Genomic DNA, 15,828 nt, shown 5'->3' with positions numbered 1-15,828 from the left:
CATGGGGTTCAGCGGATGCTTACAAAAAAATGAGCTAAATGAGGTATTAAAATTAAAGAAAAAATATCTTACAGGCACAGAAGCTAGTACTCTTCTTGGCATGCACAAATCTCACGTGACAAACTTAGAATCCCAAGGCTTAATTGAACCTGTTTATTTAGGAACGCCAAAAATAATTAAGTTATTTAAACGAAAAGATATAATAAATCTAAAGGAATTAGGATATGGAGCAATTAACTAGAGTCCAAAAATCCACTTAATATCTTTTACATCGGTATAAAATTTGATAATCAACAATATTAGCACTTCACCTGACTTTTAGCCTTGGGCATATTTATCACGACGTTTTTTTAGTCTAGCAACCACCTGATCATGTGGAATTCCAGGTCGTTGATCTGCTAGTGATTCCTTAACTTTGGCTTTGAACCATGCGTTATATTTAGCTTCATGGTCTGAGCTATCAAACTCAGAAACAAGAGGATCAAAATCAATGTTCATGTATGATTCCCGATCAATGTATGATTAAAATTTTAGCAGAATTTGTCCATTTTAATAAGAGGACGCATAATTTATTTAAATTGTACAAATATAAAAGAATTATTATACAAGCTTACTCTCAAACCTTTGATTTTTGGAGTATCAACAAAACAAAGATTAAAATTAACTTTTAACTCTCACACGTTTACCATAGGTACGTCTGTCTGTACCAGAACAAACTGGACACCATGAGTTATTATGAAACAAATTTTGAAAAGTTGGATTCCATTTATGCCCCTTTTCACATTGCACCTCAAGCTTTTGACGTACATTAAGATACTCTGTAGAAAATAATAATCCGCCTTTATTTTCTATAAACTCCTTAATGAATTCAAGAGTATGTGCAACATCCCTATTACTACATTCATTGCACCAAGATTTTTTATATATGTGAACGGCAGGCGTGGCATAAAACTCATGACCTTTTTCACATCTATATAGATGTTTAACTCGCCTACCTAGATATTCTTTTGAAAGACATTCACCTTCATGCTGCTTTGCATAATTTTGACACCATTCAAGATTGTACTTAGCTAAAACCATAGAGCCCTCCTTTAAGCAATCTAATATGAAACTTTAAATGGTTTTTTTATAGATTGAATATGGATATAAGATAGTGATTAATTTATCTATACATTTATTTAGCCGTAAAGTATTCTGTTTTGTTCCTTCTAATTGGATAAATTCCACTATTTGCATCTCATCTGAACAACCAACTACATTTTTGATAGGATGATATACACTTTCTTTGTTTATGAAATATTCAGGTAATAACTGACCTAATTTTACTACATTCTGATCAGTATTAAGAAACAACATAGCCCTATGAGCTTTTTCTGATACTTCTTTAAACCGTGATAACTTTGACTCTAATTCTGTCTTACTTTTTGAACCCTCATATACTATATTCAAATTTATTACAGAAAGCTCGAGTAAGTCTTTAATTGCTTCTTTAGACTCATTAGCAATAACTTCACTTCCTTTCTGTTTCTTCCACTTTTTAAATATGCATATAGCAACAATAGGTGTAACCAGAGGTATAAACTTAGAAGCTAAGTTAAAATCAAAACTACAAATGTCCATTTATTACACCTTTAAAATTATATAAATCATAGCTATAACACAATTAACAAATTTTGTATTTTTTTCTTAAGGTAAGTCCTTGGTATTTAAATCATTTGTCTTATTATGTTTAAGTTGTATTTGCTTTTCCACCAGCGGCTAGACGAGTTCTTGATTATAAACGGAAAACCAATTTTCAATCCGTAAACAAGTATCTATCATCACACACACAAAAACCGCCTGCACTAGCAAGCGGTTCAATTATCTTAGCTTATAAATACATTGACTATCTGCAACATATCAGCAACAAAACTGACAAGTTGCACAAACAAGTGAAAATAGTTCACCGTCATTAACCTCTTAATTAGAGGGCATCACTGAAGTAACGTCTAAATCAATCATACATTCTTGCGTCACAGTTTGCCGTTCAGCAATTTGTATAAATGTACATTTTATTGCTATCGCATTAACGATAGAGTAACCTTTAAGGTGAATCAAAAAGCAATAATGTCAGTAATGCCATTGTTGATATTCAGCTACTCCACTCGAATTTTTGGTCGAGGACGAGTGGAGTAGCAACCTTCGAAAAGATATCGTTCATCGCACTTTTTTAGTCATATCAAATGTTGAATCTATCTGTTATGTAAAGTAGGTGGTCAACGTTGTATAGGAAAATTATTCCTATTCGATTCTATGTTTTACTTTATAAGAGTTATGTCTAAATGGCTACCTCTTTCCCTAACAACTGCGTTAAATGTTGTCGCGCAGCATCATCAATCTGCTGTTTATTAGCTTTTATTTAAGCTATATATAACTATGACTGCTGCAGTACTACTAGTTTCTAAAAACTACTATTCAATCATTAGGGTAATCTATTCATAATCAAAATTAGCAAAATTACAGTTTTAGATTAATTCATTTCACTTGATACATCTTTATTGATCCCATGTATTTATCCAAATAAGAGTAACAGCTAAATTGTCCAGAAGATTGGTTTAACCAATATTGGGTTGGTACAGGTTTTATTCATTTTCATGATTTTCTATGCTGGCATTTTATTGTAAAACATGAGCACAATGAGGTATTAAAATTAAAGAAAAGTATCTTACTGGCGCCGAAGCCAGCACTCTTCTTGGCATGCACAAATCTCACGTGAGAAATTAGAGTACCAAGGCTTAATTGAGCTTATATATTTAGGAACGCCAAAAATAATTAAGTTATTTAAACGAGAAGATATATTAAATCTGAAGGGTTTTGGATATAGAGCAATTAATTAGAGCCCAAATAATTCGCTTCATTGATACTCTTTTAAAAATCTCTCAAAAGCTTTCTTTATTTGTTTGGCCCAAATTATGTTTCTACTCCAGAAGCATATATTTAAAATAAATCGTATATCTACCAACCAAGCTAGAGCCTTCCAAAAATAAACTTTTTTTGATTTTTTAAATCTTGCGTTAAAAGCATGAGCATGGAAATATCTTGATATCTCATCTTTTTCCGATTCTAAGAAATCTAAATTCCACCACTGCCCCCATTTATAGACATCACTTTCTTTTTTTGTAAAAAATTTATCTAAATTATCAATAGGATAAACCGTATTCTTCAAATCCCAATTAAAATCAATAGCATTCCCCTCCTTATCAAATATTTCCTTTATTTCAATTTTAACACGACTGAAGGGTTCATAGATTCTGTCATTTTTAACTTCTATATTTCTAAGAGGAATACTTGGTAAAGCTACTATACAAGGCATGTTAGATACGTCATAAATATCTACAACAGATTGATACTTTAAATTATCCAAAGAGGCAGTAATACAAAAAGTTATTTTATGAAAATACTGATTATTTCTTGCTTTTACACGAAGTGTACAGTTAGGTTGCTTCTTATTAAGATAAATTTCACTCCAATTTATATCATAATCTACAATTTCACCCAGACTAAGACGAAATATTCTATTTATTTCTAAATACAAATTATATGTTGTTGAAACATTATATGCTTCTAAGTACAAAAATTTACCAATCAACTCAAATGGTTTTTTAAACAAAATACCAAAAATAAAAGATATTATTTTTATAAAAAAACTTGTTGCATAGGTTAAAGGCTCTGCCATATTACTTAAGCTCGAATGAAAATTAGGAAAAATGATAAAAAAAATCAATTAAATATTACCAAAACTAGGTGAGAATGCTAAGAATTAAAAAGTCGATTGTGAGAGCCTAAATTATATGTAATCACAAAGCCATGATCTATATTTAGTAATTTTTGATAGTTAAAATACATTAGCGGATTTAACTATTTGAAATTTATTAATTTTAATACTAATTTTTATCTTGAGCCAAATCACCATTTACAATTACAGGCGCAACCCACTTGTAGAAAAACTCTTGTGCATTGTTCTTTCTTGAGCCTTTCCAAAAGCCATGCCAATGAGCACGTCTTATGTGAGGGGCTTGGGTTTTTCCTGAATTATGATAGACATTAAGTGCTTCTTTAATCGAACGTCCATCTTTTTCTCCAACATCAAAGTAGCGAATCTTTTTGGCTTCAAAAAGTTTATTTTTACCCTTAATACGTTGTGGTTTTGGATTAAAATTCAGGTCAAGAATTTCATTACCATTTTCACTAATATCTGGTTCATCCTGACAGATATATAAAATAATCTGTAGGGCTTTATTTTTAAACATGACAAGTTCTGCAAGTGCTTCATCACTAATACCTTGTTTAAACCATTGACTAATTTTTATTGTATCTTCTTCAATAGACTTATTATCAGCATCAAGACTTATACAGGTTTTAAAATCTGTTCCGAACGTATCCTCATAAAGTATTGTAAAATGTAATATTTCTTGTCCTTTATATAGTGAAGAAGGGAAATAATTAATACTAGCCCAAAAACCTACAATTTTTCTTCCGAATGTAGATAACTTTAGATTGCGACAATCAACATAAATTGACCATTCAGGTAGCCTACTAATTCTATCAAGTGGGATATTTCCTTTAAAATCCTCATTCAACAAGAAAGGCGCAATGTCATCATTAATCTTATATATGCCTTTTGTATATCGCCAAGTACCTATATCGGCAATTGCCATTATTTCGGGTATAAGAGTGAATGGCAAGTCAATTGGCACGATTGGCTTTTGTTCAATCTGAATCTTTTTGTGTGCGAGAAACATTTTATCAGCCAAACGAGGATGTTTGATTCTCAATATGATGAACCACCACGCAATATACGCCAATAATACTTGTCCATCGCTATTACCTTTGTGACCAAACTCACCATTATCTAACACCCCTGTATTTACATATTTCCAAAGTTCGGGGTAGTTTGCAGACAACGCATCTAAAACCTTAATTGGTGATATTTCTTGTGATTTAACAACCTTCATAAGCTGCTTTGGTGTACCTCTTAGTTCTTTTTGCCCCATAGCGAATGCCTTGTAAATGATATAAAAAAAACATATCAATTTCACATATCAAAAACAATGGTGATGTTATGCAAAAAACTATGTATAAAAAAGACTCTAGTGATCCAACTGAACTAGATATTTTGATTGCTCATCTGAACAGCTAAAAGAAATTTTAGAAAGTATAGGCAAGCCCCAAAGTGTATAAAATTTAAGTAATTTAGTACGGAACTTATTACTCTCATACATTAACGACTGGCTTTGCTACTCTTTCCTCATGACGTTTTTATAATCATGCTACAACTTGATAGTGTGGAATGGCAGGATGGGGATCGGCCAAAGCCTTTTCAACTTTCGCTTTAAACCATGCTTTATATCTTTCTTGGTGGTAGGAGCTATCAAATTCGGATACTGTTGAGTCAAAAACTATATTCTTGTGAGATGCTCTCTCAATATCTAATCATTTTTTTCATTTTAGTATAACTATACAGAATTTCAATATCCAACCTAAAACTAAGCGTCAAAATATGTCGCTCATCAAAATGTCATCTTATGTGTCGTTTTTCTCAAAAAATGTTATATTATCTGTCGTATTTTCATGAAAGTGGCTGTCTTTAAGCTTTCTAACTATCTGTTTTATATAAGACACGAATGTCAACATATGTGTCGCGTGACGGTTGAATGACACATCAGTTGTCATAAACGACACAACACCTGTCATGAAGCAACATGACAGGTGTCATTAATTAACTGGCTCACTATTCCTTAGACCAGTTTTCATAACTTTAAAACAATAATGTCGCATAATTTTTTGTTAGCAGAGCAAACAATGGCAGAAACTGAAAAAATAGCACAAATGGCAGAAATACTTTCTGATGAATTATTTACTGAATTTTTCTGGCAAAAAACAGGTACAACAAATCATAATTGGTCTTGTGAAGATAAAGAAAAGCATGGAAATAAAACGCATCCTTCTGACGTTGTATTTTATTACGATGAGCCATATTCGCAATCACGAACTTATATCAATTGTGATCTAAAAAGTTATGCAAAAGGAACAATCAAAGCCAATACAATAAAAGAGGCTATTGAAAGTTTAGCCAAACAAGTTTCATGTGCAGAAAAAAGTTCTGAATGGAGAGAACTTTATGTTCATGATCATGTGACTCCTGAAATTTGTGGACTGCTTTTCGTCTATAATCACGATGGTGAATATGACAAAGATTTTTCAAATTTATTATCATCAGTTAAGACGGACCAACTAGATATTCCTAAAGGCTCTAAAATCGTAGTTTTAGGTCCTAAAGATATTTTTTGGCTAGATAATATTAGGTATGACTTGTGCTTAATGAGAGGAAAATCTGGAACAGACAAACTACCAAACCAAGAGCAGTGTAGGTTCTTCTACCCACAGTTAATTAGAAAAACAAATGTCCAAATAGAAAAAGCCAAGGCAAGCACTTTAGAAATGCTTGTAGGACCATGGATTATTCTAGAATATAAAAAAGAACATAATCGAAAAGGTTTTATTATTTTTTATAAACGAAAAGGAGAAACCACTGAAGAATTTATATACTTAATTGATTATTTAAGACATTATCAAGTTTTATCTGACGATACTGACATCCAGATTAGAACTTTAGATTCAGCACCTACTGCACCATCTATTTTCAAAAAGGCTGTAGATCGGTATATAGAAGAGATGACTGAGAGTAATGAAGAAAGTGATTTTTCTATTTTAGTTAGAAATATCAAATTTTCAAAAATGCCACAAGTCAAAAGCACATTCTCAGAAATCGAGATCGGGATGGATCTATGAATAAATTATCTTTTCAACAATTATGTGCTACTGATCATGATATTTTTTCTTTGCTAGCATCTGGAAAACAACGCATTACAGATGTAACTTTAAATGAACTAGCAAAAGACAGAGGTATTTTCTTTTCCCCAAAATCAACAAGAAGTGATCTTATAGAAGATATTTCCATTTGGACACATGATTATAATGATGTAATAGGATTAATAGAGAAAAGAGATTATAAAAAGCGAAATGAAAAAATGACATCTGTTGTTTTACCAGCGGAATTAACAGTAGATGAAATAAAAGAGATTGTAAAAGACTATCAAAAGGATATGCAAAAGAAAGAAAAAGTAACTTTCCATCAAAAAGGTAATGATGGTGTTGTAATGAACACTGAGTATGATGAGTATGATTATTCAAAAACCAGACTTATTCAAAGACAGCGCAAAGATGCAAGTATACAAATTGAAAGTAAAGATGGTCAAACCACTATTAGAATGCCAGCTACGGAAAAGGCAACTAATATAGTCGAAAATTTTAAGAGTAAAGTAGAAATATACAAAAAACTGAAATTCCTATAAAAAGAATTGAGGTTAGCCATCTATTAACTCCAGAAGAAAGAAATAAATTCTTTATGCAATTAATTTCAAGCATTTCTGATTTTGATTTAGAAACAGTCACTAACCTAAAAGTAGACTGTTTCGGTGATAGTAATGAGGATTCAGCAGATGATACTGAATTTGATGAAGATATGTCTTTAAAACAAGAAATGATTGGGGTAGTTCATAGCGCCGTTTTTAATGGTGAAAACTTGGTTGCATCAGAACAATATACTCAATTACGAGATGGTGGTTTTTTTATTACTTCCATTACTTGGAAAGCAAAGCAGAAAAAAGACCCATACTTTCTAGTACAATTTGAAGCATCTTTCGAAAATGGGAAAGAAGGAACAATATTTAAATATGGAGCTAAGTACGCAACGAGAATTGCTAACACTTCAGAATATACTAAAAATTTCAAGCCTGTTGAAGGTGAAAATAAGACGAAGTTACTTGGCTTAATAGAAACAGCTGCAAGAAGCGTTCTAGATAAGTTATCCTTAGATGAATCATTATAAGAATAGTAAGATATGAACAGATATCAATGGTTTAAAGTAAAGTGGTCTATCACTATGCCTCAGTTAGCAAAAAAATTAACTGAACTCTTCTCTTTTAATGAAAATGAAGTCAATGGTTTTATCATTGATCGAGTAAGAGAAAACTTTATTGAAGCCAGATACATAGAAAAGGTTGAATATCAAGATATTGTTAAAGATCCTTTTGGTAAAGAGACATATTATAATAGAATATCTTATAAAGAATTTGATATAAGGATTTCTGATGACACCCCTATTGGATTAGAATTTATTAATGCACCCAGAGGTATTCAAGGGTTAACTAGTAAATTATTACAGGCTTCTAATTTTGAACTTAAAATTAGCCCACTTAAAATTGATGTTCTTGAGTGGATTAATCATCTTAATATTATACTTGAAAAACAGGCTGTTATTAAATCTATTCAGATTGGTGGTTTAGAGCTGAAGCCTGGCGTATCAGCAAAAACATTAATTAAAGGTCAAAAAAATGTATTAGAAGCTAGTCATTTAATCACTGATGGAAAAATATTTACTATCGAAAAATTACAAGCTAACTTTAATGAATTAGGAACTATTCTAATAACTAATAGCGGATGTGCAAAGATTGATAAGGATATTTATCATGGATATATTGAGGGAATAAGAAAATCATTAGCTAACATAACATAGTAAAGTGTCAGATTTATTATAAATTATTTCTTAAATTTCAGGTTCTCTACTTATATTTTAAAAACATTCAAGCTTATAAGGCAACGCTCAATAATGAGAACATTTCAAGAAGTAAGAAATGAACTTCAGAAACAAGATCTATTTATAATAGATTGAACTCATCATAACATTATCCCATTTACAGTTTTGAACATTACAACACTTAATAAAGGTTCTTTTAAAAGAGAAAATAATCTTTTATAGAAGCCAAAGATATCCCCTATCAACCATAAATAACGATATATCCCCCCAAACAACACTACCCCAACCCATCTAAAAAACACCCCACCAACCTCTCCCGATCATCCACACTATTTTCACCCTGAAGCTGAACCATTGCTCCATCAATCACAAACAAGAACATATGTGCATCTTGTTTTGAGGCATTCACATTGCTGGTTAAAAGTAGTTTATAAATTTCATCAATCAGCCAGTGTCGATACTCAACCACGATTTGATAAGCATTGGGATAGCGCTTTTCAATTTCAAAAATAGCCTTAAACGGTAGATGATAAAAACCTTCCAGATTGGCATGTAAAAAGAAAATATGCTTAAGCTTTTCATAAACAGTAAAATCTTTCTTTTTATAAATCAGCGCAAATACTTCTTCTTTCAGTGCATCTTTTTGAAAGGTTAAACTCATTTCAATCAAACGCTCTTTAGAATAGAAGTATTTATAAAACGTGGCTTTGGGAATTCTGGCAGACTCAATAATACGGTTTACCCCAACATGATGAAAACCGTATAGGTTAAAGAGTCTTCGAGAGGTATCGAGTACCCTTAAAGCTCGAAATGAAATATCTAAATTTGACATATATTTTCCCTATAAATATTTTTTGTTTTAATGAGATAAAAACCACTCTCGATCTTGTTATAAGCAAAGAAGCATCAAAGGCTTCAAAAGGTAACCAGAGTGGATCTCAAGTTTTATTGTTGATATTTTTTAGGTATAACCAGCCAATGCCTAAAAGCCCAAAGGCTGTTAAACCGTGCTAAACACTAATCTGAAGGTGTACGAATAAAATACATGGCCAACTCCTGAACAATTCAAAATTCTGCCAATGTATAAAAAATTATGGTGGCAGAACGAAAGAGGGTTAGCAGACTGAACCTAAGAATCAGCACGCCCTGAGGCGTCCCCCTCCCGTCCTACCGCAACAAAAGGGGGACGAACGAGTCTACATCAAAAAAACAAGTTTTTTCAATGCACTTAGGCAACGGTCTGCTAAAACCGACTGGCAATGTAGGCCAGCCAGCAAAGAATAATCGGAGAATTTTCGGGTGTCAATGTTGGATTTTGTGTAAAACATTAAAATTATTATTATTTTTCAATCAATTAAATAATTGATTATGATTATATTAAACCAGCGTATTTGATCAATTCAACCGATCAACACGCCTTATTATTTTTAGCTCTAGGCATAAGGCGTAAACCCAAAAGCAAACTGGCTTTAAGCAAACTGGCTTTAAGCAACTTCAGTCTGCCCAACATGATGATAAGAGCGGTTAAAATAAACCAAGCTTTGATCATGTTCACTTTGTTGAATTGCCACAATACGACAAATAAAAATCGTATGTGTTCCAACTTCTTGAATTTGCTCAATCTCGCAATCAAAATTCACCAAAGCATCATCTAAAACCGGTGCGCCAGTTTCTAATTCTGTCCAAACGCCATGTTTAAATCGTTCTTCTGGGCTTAATTTAGACGAAAACGCTTTAGAAATATGCTGATGATGTGCGCTTAAAACATTTACAGTTAAAATTTTATTTTCAACAAAATGCACATGCGAACTCGCCGCTTTATTCATACAGACCAATAAAGTCGGAGGCGAATCCGTCACACTACATACGGCAGACGCAGTAAATCCGTAACGACCAGACAAACCTGTCGTGGTAATGACACTGACTGCACTAGTCAACAAAGACATTGCATTTCTAAAGTCTGTTGCTTCAATCATTTCATTGTTCCTAAATTGAACCGTACTTTTTTAGATTTAGCATTACCCTGCTATTCCGTCATGTAGGCACTGCATCTGGATGAGTTTCTCAGTAGAACTGATGTTCTCTAAATTGTGATCAGGGTTTCCCGTTGGGTCGTGGATATCCATTCACCCAAACAGGTCACCCTTTTTACACCACAATATCGTTGAATACTAGCGGCTAAGTTCTTTACGAACGATTTCTGCGCCAGCACTTAAAGCATTAAGTTTGCCTCTTGCAACTTCACGAGATAAAGGAGCCATACCACAGTTGGTCGATGGATAAAGCTTATCCGCATCTACAAACTGAAGTGCTTTTCGTAATGTGTTGGCAACTTCTTCTGCTGTCTCAATGGTATTGGTTGCCACATCAATAGCACCAACCATTACTTTCTTACCACGGATCAATTCGATCAAATCCATTGGCACACGAGAGTTTTGGCATTCTAAAGACACGATATCAATTTTAGATTGTTGAAGTTTAGGGAAAGCTTCTTCATATTGACGCCATTCTGAACCTAAAGTCTTTTTCCAATCTGTATTGGCTTTGATGCCGTAGCCATAACAAATATGCACCGCAGTTTCACATTTAAGCCCTTCAAGCGCTCTTTCTAAAGTCGCAACACCCCAGTCGTTGACTTCATCAAAAAACACATTAAATGCAGGTTCATCAAATTGAATAATATCCACACCCGCAGCTTCTAACTCTTTGGCTTCTTCATTGAGGATTTTGGCAAATTCCCAAGCAAGTTTTTCACGACTTTTATAATGCGCATCATACAGCGTATCAATCATGGTCATTGGACCAGGCAACGCCCATTTAATCGGCTGATTGGTTTGTTGACGTAAAAACTTGGCATCATCAACAAAAACAGGCTTTTGACGAGACACAGCACCGACAACAGTTGGTACGCTTGCATCATAGCGATTACGAATGCGTACAGTCTCACGTTTCTCAAAATCAACACCATTCAGATGTTCAATAAACGTGGTGACAAAGTGTTGGCGGGTTTGTTCGCCATCACTGACAATATCGATCCCTGCGTGTTGTTGCTCTTGCAATGACAAGCGTAAAGCATCTTGTTTGCCTTCAATTAATTGCTCATCTTGTAATTTCCAAGGTGACCAAAGTTTTTCAGGCTCGGCAAGCCAAGAAGGTTTTGGCAGGCTGCCAGCAGTTGAAGTCGGTAATAATATTTTCATAATCAATAATCTTGTCTATCTAGGTAAATTAAGCAACGTAATTTGCAGACCACTGCTCAAGGATATGTTTGTATGGCTTGATGAACTGCTCTTCAGTAAATTTGCCTTGCTTAATCGCCAACTGGCCACGCTCTTCTCGGTCATACACAATACGAGTAAGTGAATAATCCTGATGCTTTAAACTTGGTTGGTAAGATTTACCTGCCACAGAATTCGCGTTGTAAATCTCAGGTCGGTAAATCTTTTGGAAGGTTTCCATGGTGCTGATAGTACCGATCAACTCAAGGTTAGTGTAATCACTCAGCAAATCACCACGGAAGTAAAATGCCAAAGGCGCAACACTATTTGGCGGCATAAAATAGCGAACCTGCAAACCCATTTTTCCAAAGTATTCATCTGTTAATGAATATTCATCTTGCAGATATTCAACACCCAATACTGGATGCACATTTGCAGTACGGTGATACACCTTGCTACTTGAAACACTAAGACAAATCACTGGTGATTTTTTAAAGTTTTCTTTATACGCATTTGAATTTACAAATGCATTGAAAATTTTCCCATGAAGCTCACCATAGTTTTCTGGCAAGCTAAATTGATCTTTATTTTTATTATGTTCTAACAGCAATACGCTAAAATCATAATCACGCACATAAGAAGAAAAATTGTTTCCCACAATACCTTCGATACGTTGATTATTTTTGTGATCAACAATATTGGTTTTCAATATTTCAATCGTAGGGAAAGTCTCACCGTTGCCTTCGATATCAATATCAACTGAAATGATTTCGAGCTCAACAGAATAACGATCTGCTTCTGGATTATCCCAATGCGCTAAGGCATTAAAACGATTGTCAATCATCGTTAGGGTATTGCGCAAATTGTCATGGCGACTCTCACCTCTTGCTAAATTGGCAAAGTTGGTTGTGATACGCGTATTATTAGAGGGATGATAGTTTTCGTCGAAACTAATGCTCTTAATCGTAAATGTAAAATCTTTACTCATGATGATCTGATACCCTAATTTCTGAAATAAACCTGAATTTTTTTCATGCTCTTTCTGAACCATCCAATTTCTCTTTGGATCTATCCAGCCAATAGTATTTCCCGTATTTTCTGACTTGTACTTGGTCGCTCAATTCAGAATCAACGATAATCTTGTCTATCGTGAAGCGCTTGGTGTAATTTATACCGCAATCCGTACATGAATAAAAATGATATAATTTCACAAAAAAGTGAACCAAATTCATGTTTAGGGATGAGTAACATGAATAAATGGATTGTGAGGCTGGGATGTTTGATCAAAACTCAATTGATGAGTAATCAAAATGCTGTTAAAAGCGTATATAAACAAACTGATCTGATTGCCAATGTGTTGTATCTTATTGTGTTGGTTGCTATTGGGCTTTTTACTTGGCTTAGGAAATTGAGAAGAAATGGAGATCAAAAATATTATTTAGATTGATCATTTAACTTTTTCCATTGTGGGACTGTTGGGTAACTGCTGTCAGCAAAAAATCTTCATCTACTAATGACTTATACTCATCATTTAATAACCTCTTTATAAATATTAAATTTGCTAAAAGCAGCCAGCTCGATAAATATCAATTAAAATTATATGGTTATGGTAAATATTTTTTGATGATGAATCTCAAACGTAATTATGACTAAACTCCTAAAAAATATCAGATAATTTAATATATCCTTCTGTTGTCTTAGTTTTTCCATAATATTCAACATGAAGGTATAATGAGTCACTATTTTTAATAATATTCTTTATTGTTACTTTATCATTTTTTACAATGTAAGCATTTGTTTTTATATAATTTTTATCAAGAATAAATACTTTAGGTAAATTTATTTTTATATTTTTTACTGTTTGATTTGAATTGTCTTTTAGAGAGTAAATAGTTGATTTATTATAATAAATAACACTTATATTAAGATTATCACTTAATGTTTTTAATTCTTCTTGCAAAGAATATCTATCATTTTTCAACTTGTATATACGTGTGTAACTTATAGGGCCATCTTTAAACCTTTCAATAATTTGTTTTTTATCATTTATAACTTCTGGATCGTATAATGGACTCAAATAAAACTTATGAGCTTTATTATTTGATATATCGAATATTTGATACTTTCCACTAGGATTGCAATCATCTGTATAGTTTACAAACAAATATTTCCTTTTGTCATTCGTTAAACTCTCCACTGAAAAAGCATCTTTATCAAAACAATAATTAACATCATCAAATAGGAAAATTTTCAGGGAACCCTGTTTAAAATAAACTTTATGATTATCCTTTACTAGGCTATCACTATCAGCAAAAGTTAGTGGTGAGCATAAAAGAGCTACTGTTAAAAAGATTTTTTTACTTAAACCCATTTCTTTTCTCAACCTCTCTTAATATTTTTAAAAATAAACTTTTCCGCTCAGCTAAACCTACTGTACCACCATTAATCCTTCTGCTTACTTTATCTACAACTTGTAAATGATGAGAATCGGTATAAGTCCCATTTAAATCACTATATCCTTTCCGAACCAAATTATCCGCATTTTTAAATTCATTAAAAGCCCATACAGCACTTTCTACAGCATGAAAAAGATCGTTACAAAGTAAGTCCGGATTTGTTACCACATCAAGCCCTGAATAGTTTTTATATAAAATATATGCACTTTTCCACGTTAATTGAATTAAACCTCGCCCTCTATATTTTGGTCCATCACCCGGCGTAGTATTACCTTCTTTTATTATTTGTTTACGCCTTCTACACGCTCTACTTTTTGGAATGTCACATACAGAGGGAGGAAAAGTTAAAATGTCGTAATCTCTCCCACTCGCATACTCGATTAATGTATAAAAATGATCACATTCATGGTAGATCTGAGCAAGAAAATGACAAAGCATAAGCTTGTCTGTCATTTTATATTTTAGTAATCCCTTATTTAAGGCGAGTACAAATTGTTCAGGAGTAGTATTCTGTGTCGGTTTCCCGTTCATTCCTTCTTTCCAAAATAACTTTCGAGAACCATATACCTCCTTAAAAAAGCTTAAAGAAATTATTTCTCCTGAAATACTATCCTCTATACGTCTAGGAATATTAGGATCATTTGTTGCTGTTCTTCCACTCAAAATATCTACACTTAATTGTAAATCAATAAATTCCTCTTTAACTCTTCTGACCATAAAGCTCACAGAATCTAAAGGAGTTCCATCTGGTTTTAAAATAGTTAATTTAATTTTTTGACCAACCCAGTTAATTAACTTTAATTGTCCATTTTTAACTTTAAGATTCTTTTTTTGATTATTGTTAAAAATCATCTCAACATCAACATCATTAACTGCATAACGCTGTCCTGATTTATCTAATACTTTTATTAATGTAACACCTTTAAAGCTATCATATGGTTCATTTAGTTTAAGTAATATTGGTTGCTTTATCCCATTTCCTGAGTTCCCAGAAAACTTAAGCTGAAATTGATCAGTTGATGTAAGTACTAAAACTTCAATATCTCGATTCGCAGATGATAGAACTTCTACTATTCCTTGGTTATTCGTATATTTATCTGGAGAGTTTCCTTTTCCTTTTGGTCTAGATTGAATCGGAAAATTAACCATAACTTTTCCATTACTATCAACAACTTTAAATAAAGTACTAACTACTCCTTTGTTCGTAGGAGACCTATTGCTTTGTTTATATTCGTCAATCGTCTTTGGCAATTGAATTCTAATAGGATTATCTTCAGATGATATTACAGAAGAATTGATTGTTTTAAATACAGTATAACCTTGCTGATTAGGTGGTTGAACAAGGATTTCAATCGTTCTATTTGGTGAAGCTTGAAATACAAACAACCCATGCGAATTCGTTTTCTGAGGATTATCTTTAGATGACCCCTTATATTTAGATTTGACACTTAAATTGACTACATATTTCCCAGAACTATCAAAGAATTTTACTGTAATTGTTTTTAATTCAGACATT

17 protein-coding genes and 1 pseudogene are annotated in these 15,828 nt (G+C 32.8%); 6 read left to right on the top strand and 12 right to left on the bottom strand.

Annotated elements, in window-relative coordinates; all coding sequences use genetic code 11:
• Positions 1–19 precede the first annotated feature (19 nt).
• Positions 20–241, top strand: a pseudogene (locus ACZ5QH_RS03935) (excisionase); the annotation flags it as partial.
• A 77-nt stretch (positions 242–318) separates the two neighbouring features.
• Here ACZ5QH_RS03935 and relB (ACZ5QH_RS03930) read toward each other — a convergent pair.
• The 6 genes from relB (ACZ5QH_RS03930) to relB (ACZ5QH_RS03905) all read right to left on the bottom strand — a co-directional run bounded on the left by relB (ACZ5QH_RS03930) (position 319) and on the right by relB (ACZ5QH_RS03905) (position 5,442).
• Positions 319–498, bottom strand: coding sequence for a type II toxin-antitoxin system RelB family antitoxin (relB, locus tag ACZ5QH_RS03930; protein ID WP_151810625.1), 180 nt, complete (start codon positions 496–498; stop codon positions 319–321).
• A gap of 162 nt (positions 499–660) precedes the next feature.
• Positions 661–1,080 carry a hypothetical protein gene (locus ACZ5QH_RS03925; protein ID WP_151810626.1) on the bottom strand — a complete coding sequence of 140 codons (420 nt, stop codon included), beginning with the start codon at positions 1,078–1,080 and terminating at the stop codon, positions 661–663.
• 33 nt (positions 1,081–1,113) lie between these two features.
• Positions 1,114–1,620, bottom strand: a complete 507-nt coding sequence (locus ACZ5QH_RS03920) for a hypothetical protein (RefSeq protein ID WP_151810627.1) — start codon at positions 1,618–1,620, stop codon at positions 1,114–1,116.
• A gap of 1,273 nt (positions 1,621–2,893) precedes the next feature.
• Entirely contained in the window at positions 2,894–3,715 is an 822-nt protein-coding gene (locus tag ACZ5QH_RS03915) for a hypothetical protein (RefSeq protein WP_303576799.1), read from the bottom strand.
• A gap of 208 nt (positions 3,716–3,923) precedes the next feature.
• On the bottom strand, positions 3,924–5,033 hold the full coding sequence (locus ACZ5QH_RS03910) for an AcrVA2 family anti-CRISPR protein (protein WP_151812457.1): 1,110 nt from the start codon (positions 5,031–5,033) through the stop codon (positions 3,924–3,926).
• Positions 5,034–5,304: 271 nt separating this feature from the next.
• Positions 5,305–5,442, bottom strand: coding sequence for a type II toxin-antitoxin system RelB family antitoxin (relB, locus tag ACZ5QH_RS03905; protein ID WP_228270256.1), 138 nt, complete (start codon positions 5,440–5,442; stop codon positions 5,305–5,307).
• Positions 5,443–5,841: 399 nt separating this feature from the next.
• On the opposite strand from relB (ACZ5QH_RS03905), the gene ACZ5QH_RS03900 reads away from it, so the two are divergent.
• From ACZ5QH_RS03900 to ACZ5QH_RS03885, 4 genes are read left to right on the top strand one after another with little or no spacing between them, the layout of a single operon-like run.
• Positions 5,842–6,831 (top strand): hypothetical protein, encoded by a 990-nt coding sequence (locus ACZ5QH_RS03900; protein WP_303576798.1) that lies wholly within the window; start codon positions 5,842–5,844, stop codon positions 6,829–6,831.
• A complete protein-coding gene (locus ACZ5QH_RS03895; protein ID WP_303576797.1) occupies positions 6,828–7,394 on the top strand; it encodes a hypothetical protein in 567 nt (188 codons plus the stop codon). The genes ACZ5QH_RS03900 and ACZ5QH_RS03895 overlap by 4 nt, the downstream gene beginning before the upstream one ends.
• Positions 7,395–7,447: 53 nt before the next feature.
• The gene (locus ACZ5QH_RS03890) at positions 7,448–7,930 is read left to right on the top strand and encodes a hypothetical protein (RefSeq protein WP_303576796.1); all 483 of its coding nucleotides are present in this window, start codon (positions 7,448–7,450) and stop codon (positions 7,928–7,930) included.
• Between the two features lie 54 nt (positions 7,931–7,984).
• Positions 7,985–8,617 (top strand): hypothetical protein, encoded by a 633-nt coding sequence (locus tag ACZ5QH_RS03885; protein ID WP_303576795.1) that lies wholly within the window; start codon positions 7,985–7,987, stop codon positions 8,615–8,617.
• Positions 8,618–8,915: 298 nt separating this feature from the next.
• Here the strand turns inward: ACZ5QH_RS03885 and ACZ5QH_RS03880 are convergent, their stop codons facing one another.
• The 4 genes from ACZ5QH_RS03880 to ACZ5QH_RS03865 form a co-directional block, all read right to left on the bottom strand.
• Positions 8,916–9,470, bottom strand: a complete 555-nt coding sequence (locus tag ACZ5QH_RS03880; RefSeq protein ID WP_262780609.1) for a TetR/AcrR family transcriptional regulator — start codon at positions 9,468–9,470, stop codon at positions 8,916–8,918.
• Positions 9,471–10,122: 652 nt separating this feature from the next.
• The gene (locus ACZ5QH_RS03875; protein ID WP_004722874.1) at positions 10,123–10,614 is read right to left on the bottom strand and encodes a flavin reductase; all 492 of its coding nucleotides are present in this window, start codon (positions 10,612–10,614) and stop codon (positions 10,123–10,125) included.
• A gap of 195 nt (positions 10,615–10,809) precedes the next feature.
• Entirely contained in the window at positions 10,810–11,838 is a 1,029-nt protein-coding gene (locus ACZ5QH_RS03870) for a methionine synthase (RefSeq protein WP_004819267.1), read from the bottom strand.
• Positions 11,839–11,866: 28 nt separating this feature from the next.
• Positions 11,867–12,844 carry a DUF1852 domain-containing protein gene (locus ACZ5QH_RS03865; RefSeq protein WP_034610135.1) on the bottom strand — a complete coding sequence of 326 codons (978 nt, stop codon included), beginning with the start codon at positions 12,842–12,844 and terminating at the stop codon, positions 11,867–11,869.
• 261 nt (positions 12,845–13,105) lie between these two features.
• Between ACZ5QH_RS03865 and ACZ5QH_RS03860 the strand changes: the two genes are divergently transcribed.
• A complete protein-coding gene (locus tag ACZ5QH_RS03860; protein WP_303576794.1) occupies positions 13,106–13,303 on the top strand; it encodes a hypothetical protein in 198 nt (65 codons plus the stop codon).
• Between the two features lie 210 nt (positions 13,304–13,513).
• Here ACZ5QH_RS03860 and ACZ5QH_RS03855 read toward each other — a convergent pair whose 3' ends face one another.
• Positions 13,514–14,227, bottom strand: coding sequence for a hypothetical protein (locus ACZ5QH_RS03855; RefSeq protein ID WP_303576793.1), 714 nt, complete (start codon positions 14,225–14,227; stop codon positions 13,514–13,516).
• The gene (locus tag ACZ5QH_RS03850) at positions 14,214–15,827 is read right to left on the bottom strand and encodes a glycoside hydrolase family 19 protein (RefSeq protein ID WP_303576792.1); all 1,614 of its coding nucleotides are present in this window, start codon (positions 15,825–15,827) and stop codon (positions 14,214–14,216) included. Before ACZ5QH_RS03850 ends, ACZ5QH_RS03855 begins: the two co-directional genes overlap by 14 nt.
• Between the last annotated feature and the right edge of the window lies 1 nt (position 15,828).

It is taken from the genome of Acinetobacter sp. Ac8 (genome assembly GCF_055392545.1).
Note: the sequence above shows the minus strand (reverse complement) of the source record. Positions and strands in the feature narration are given on the sequence as shown.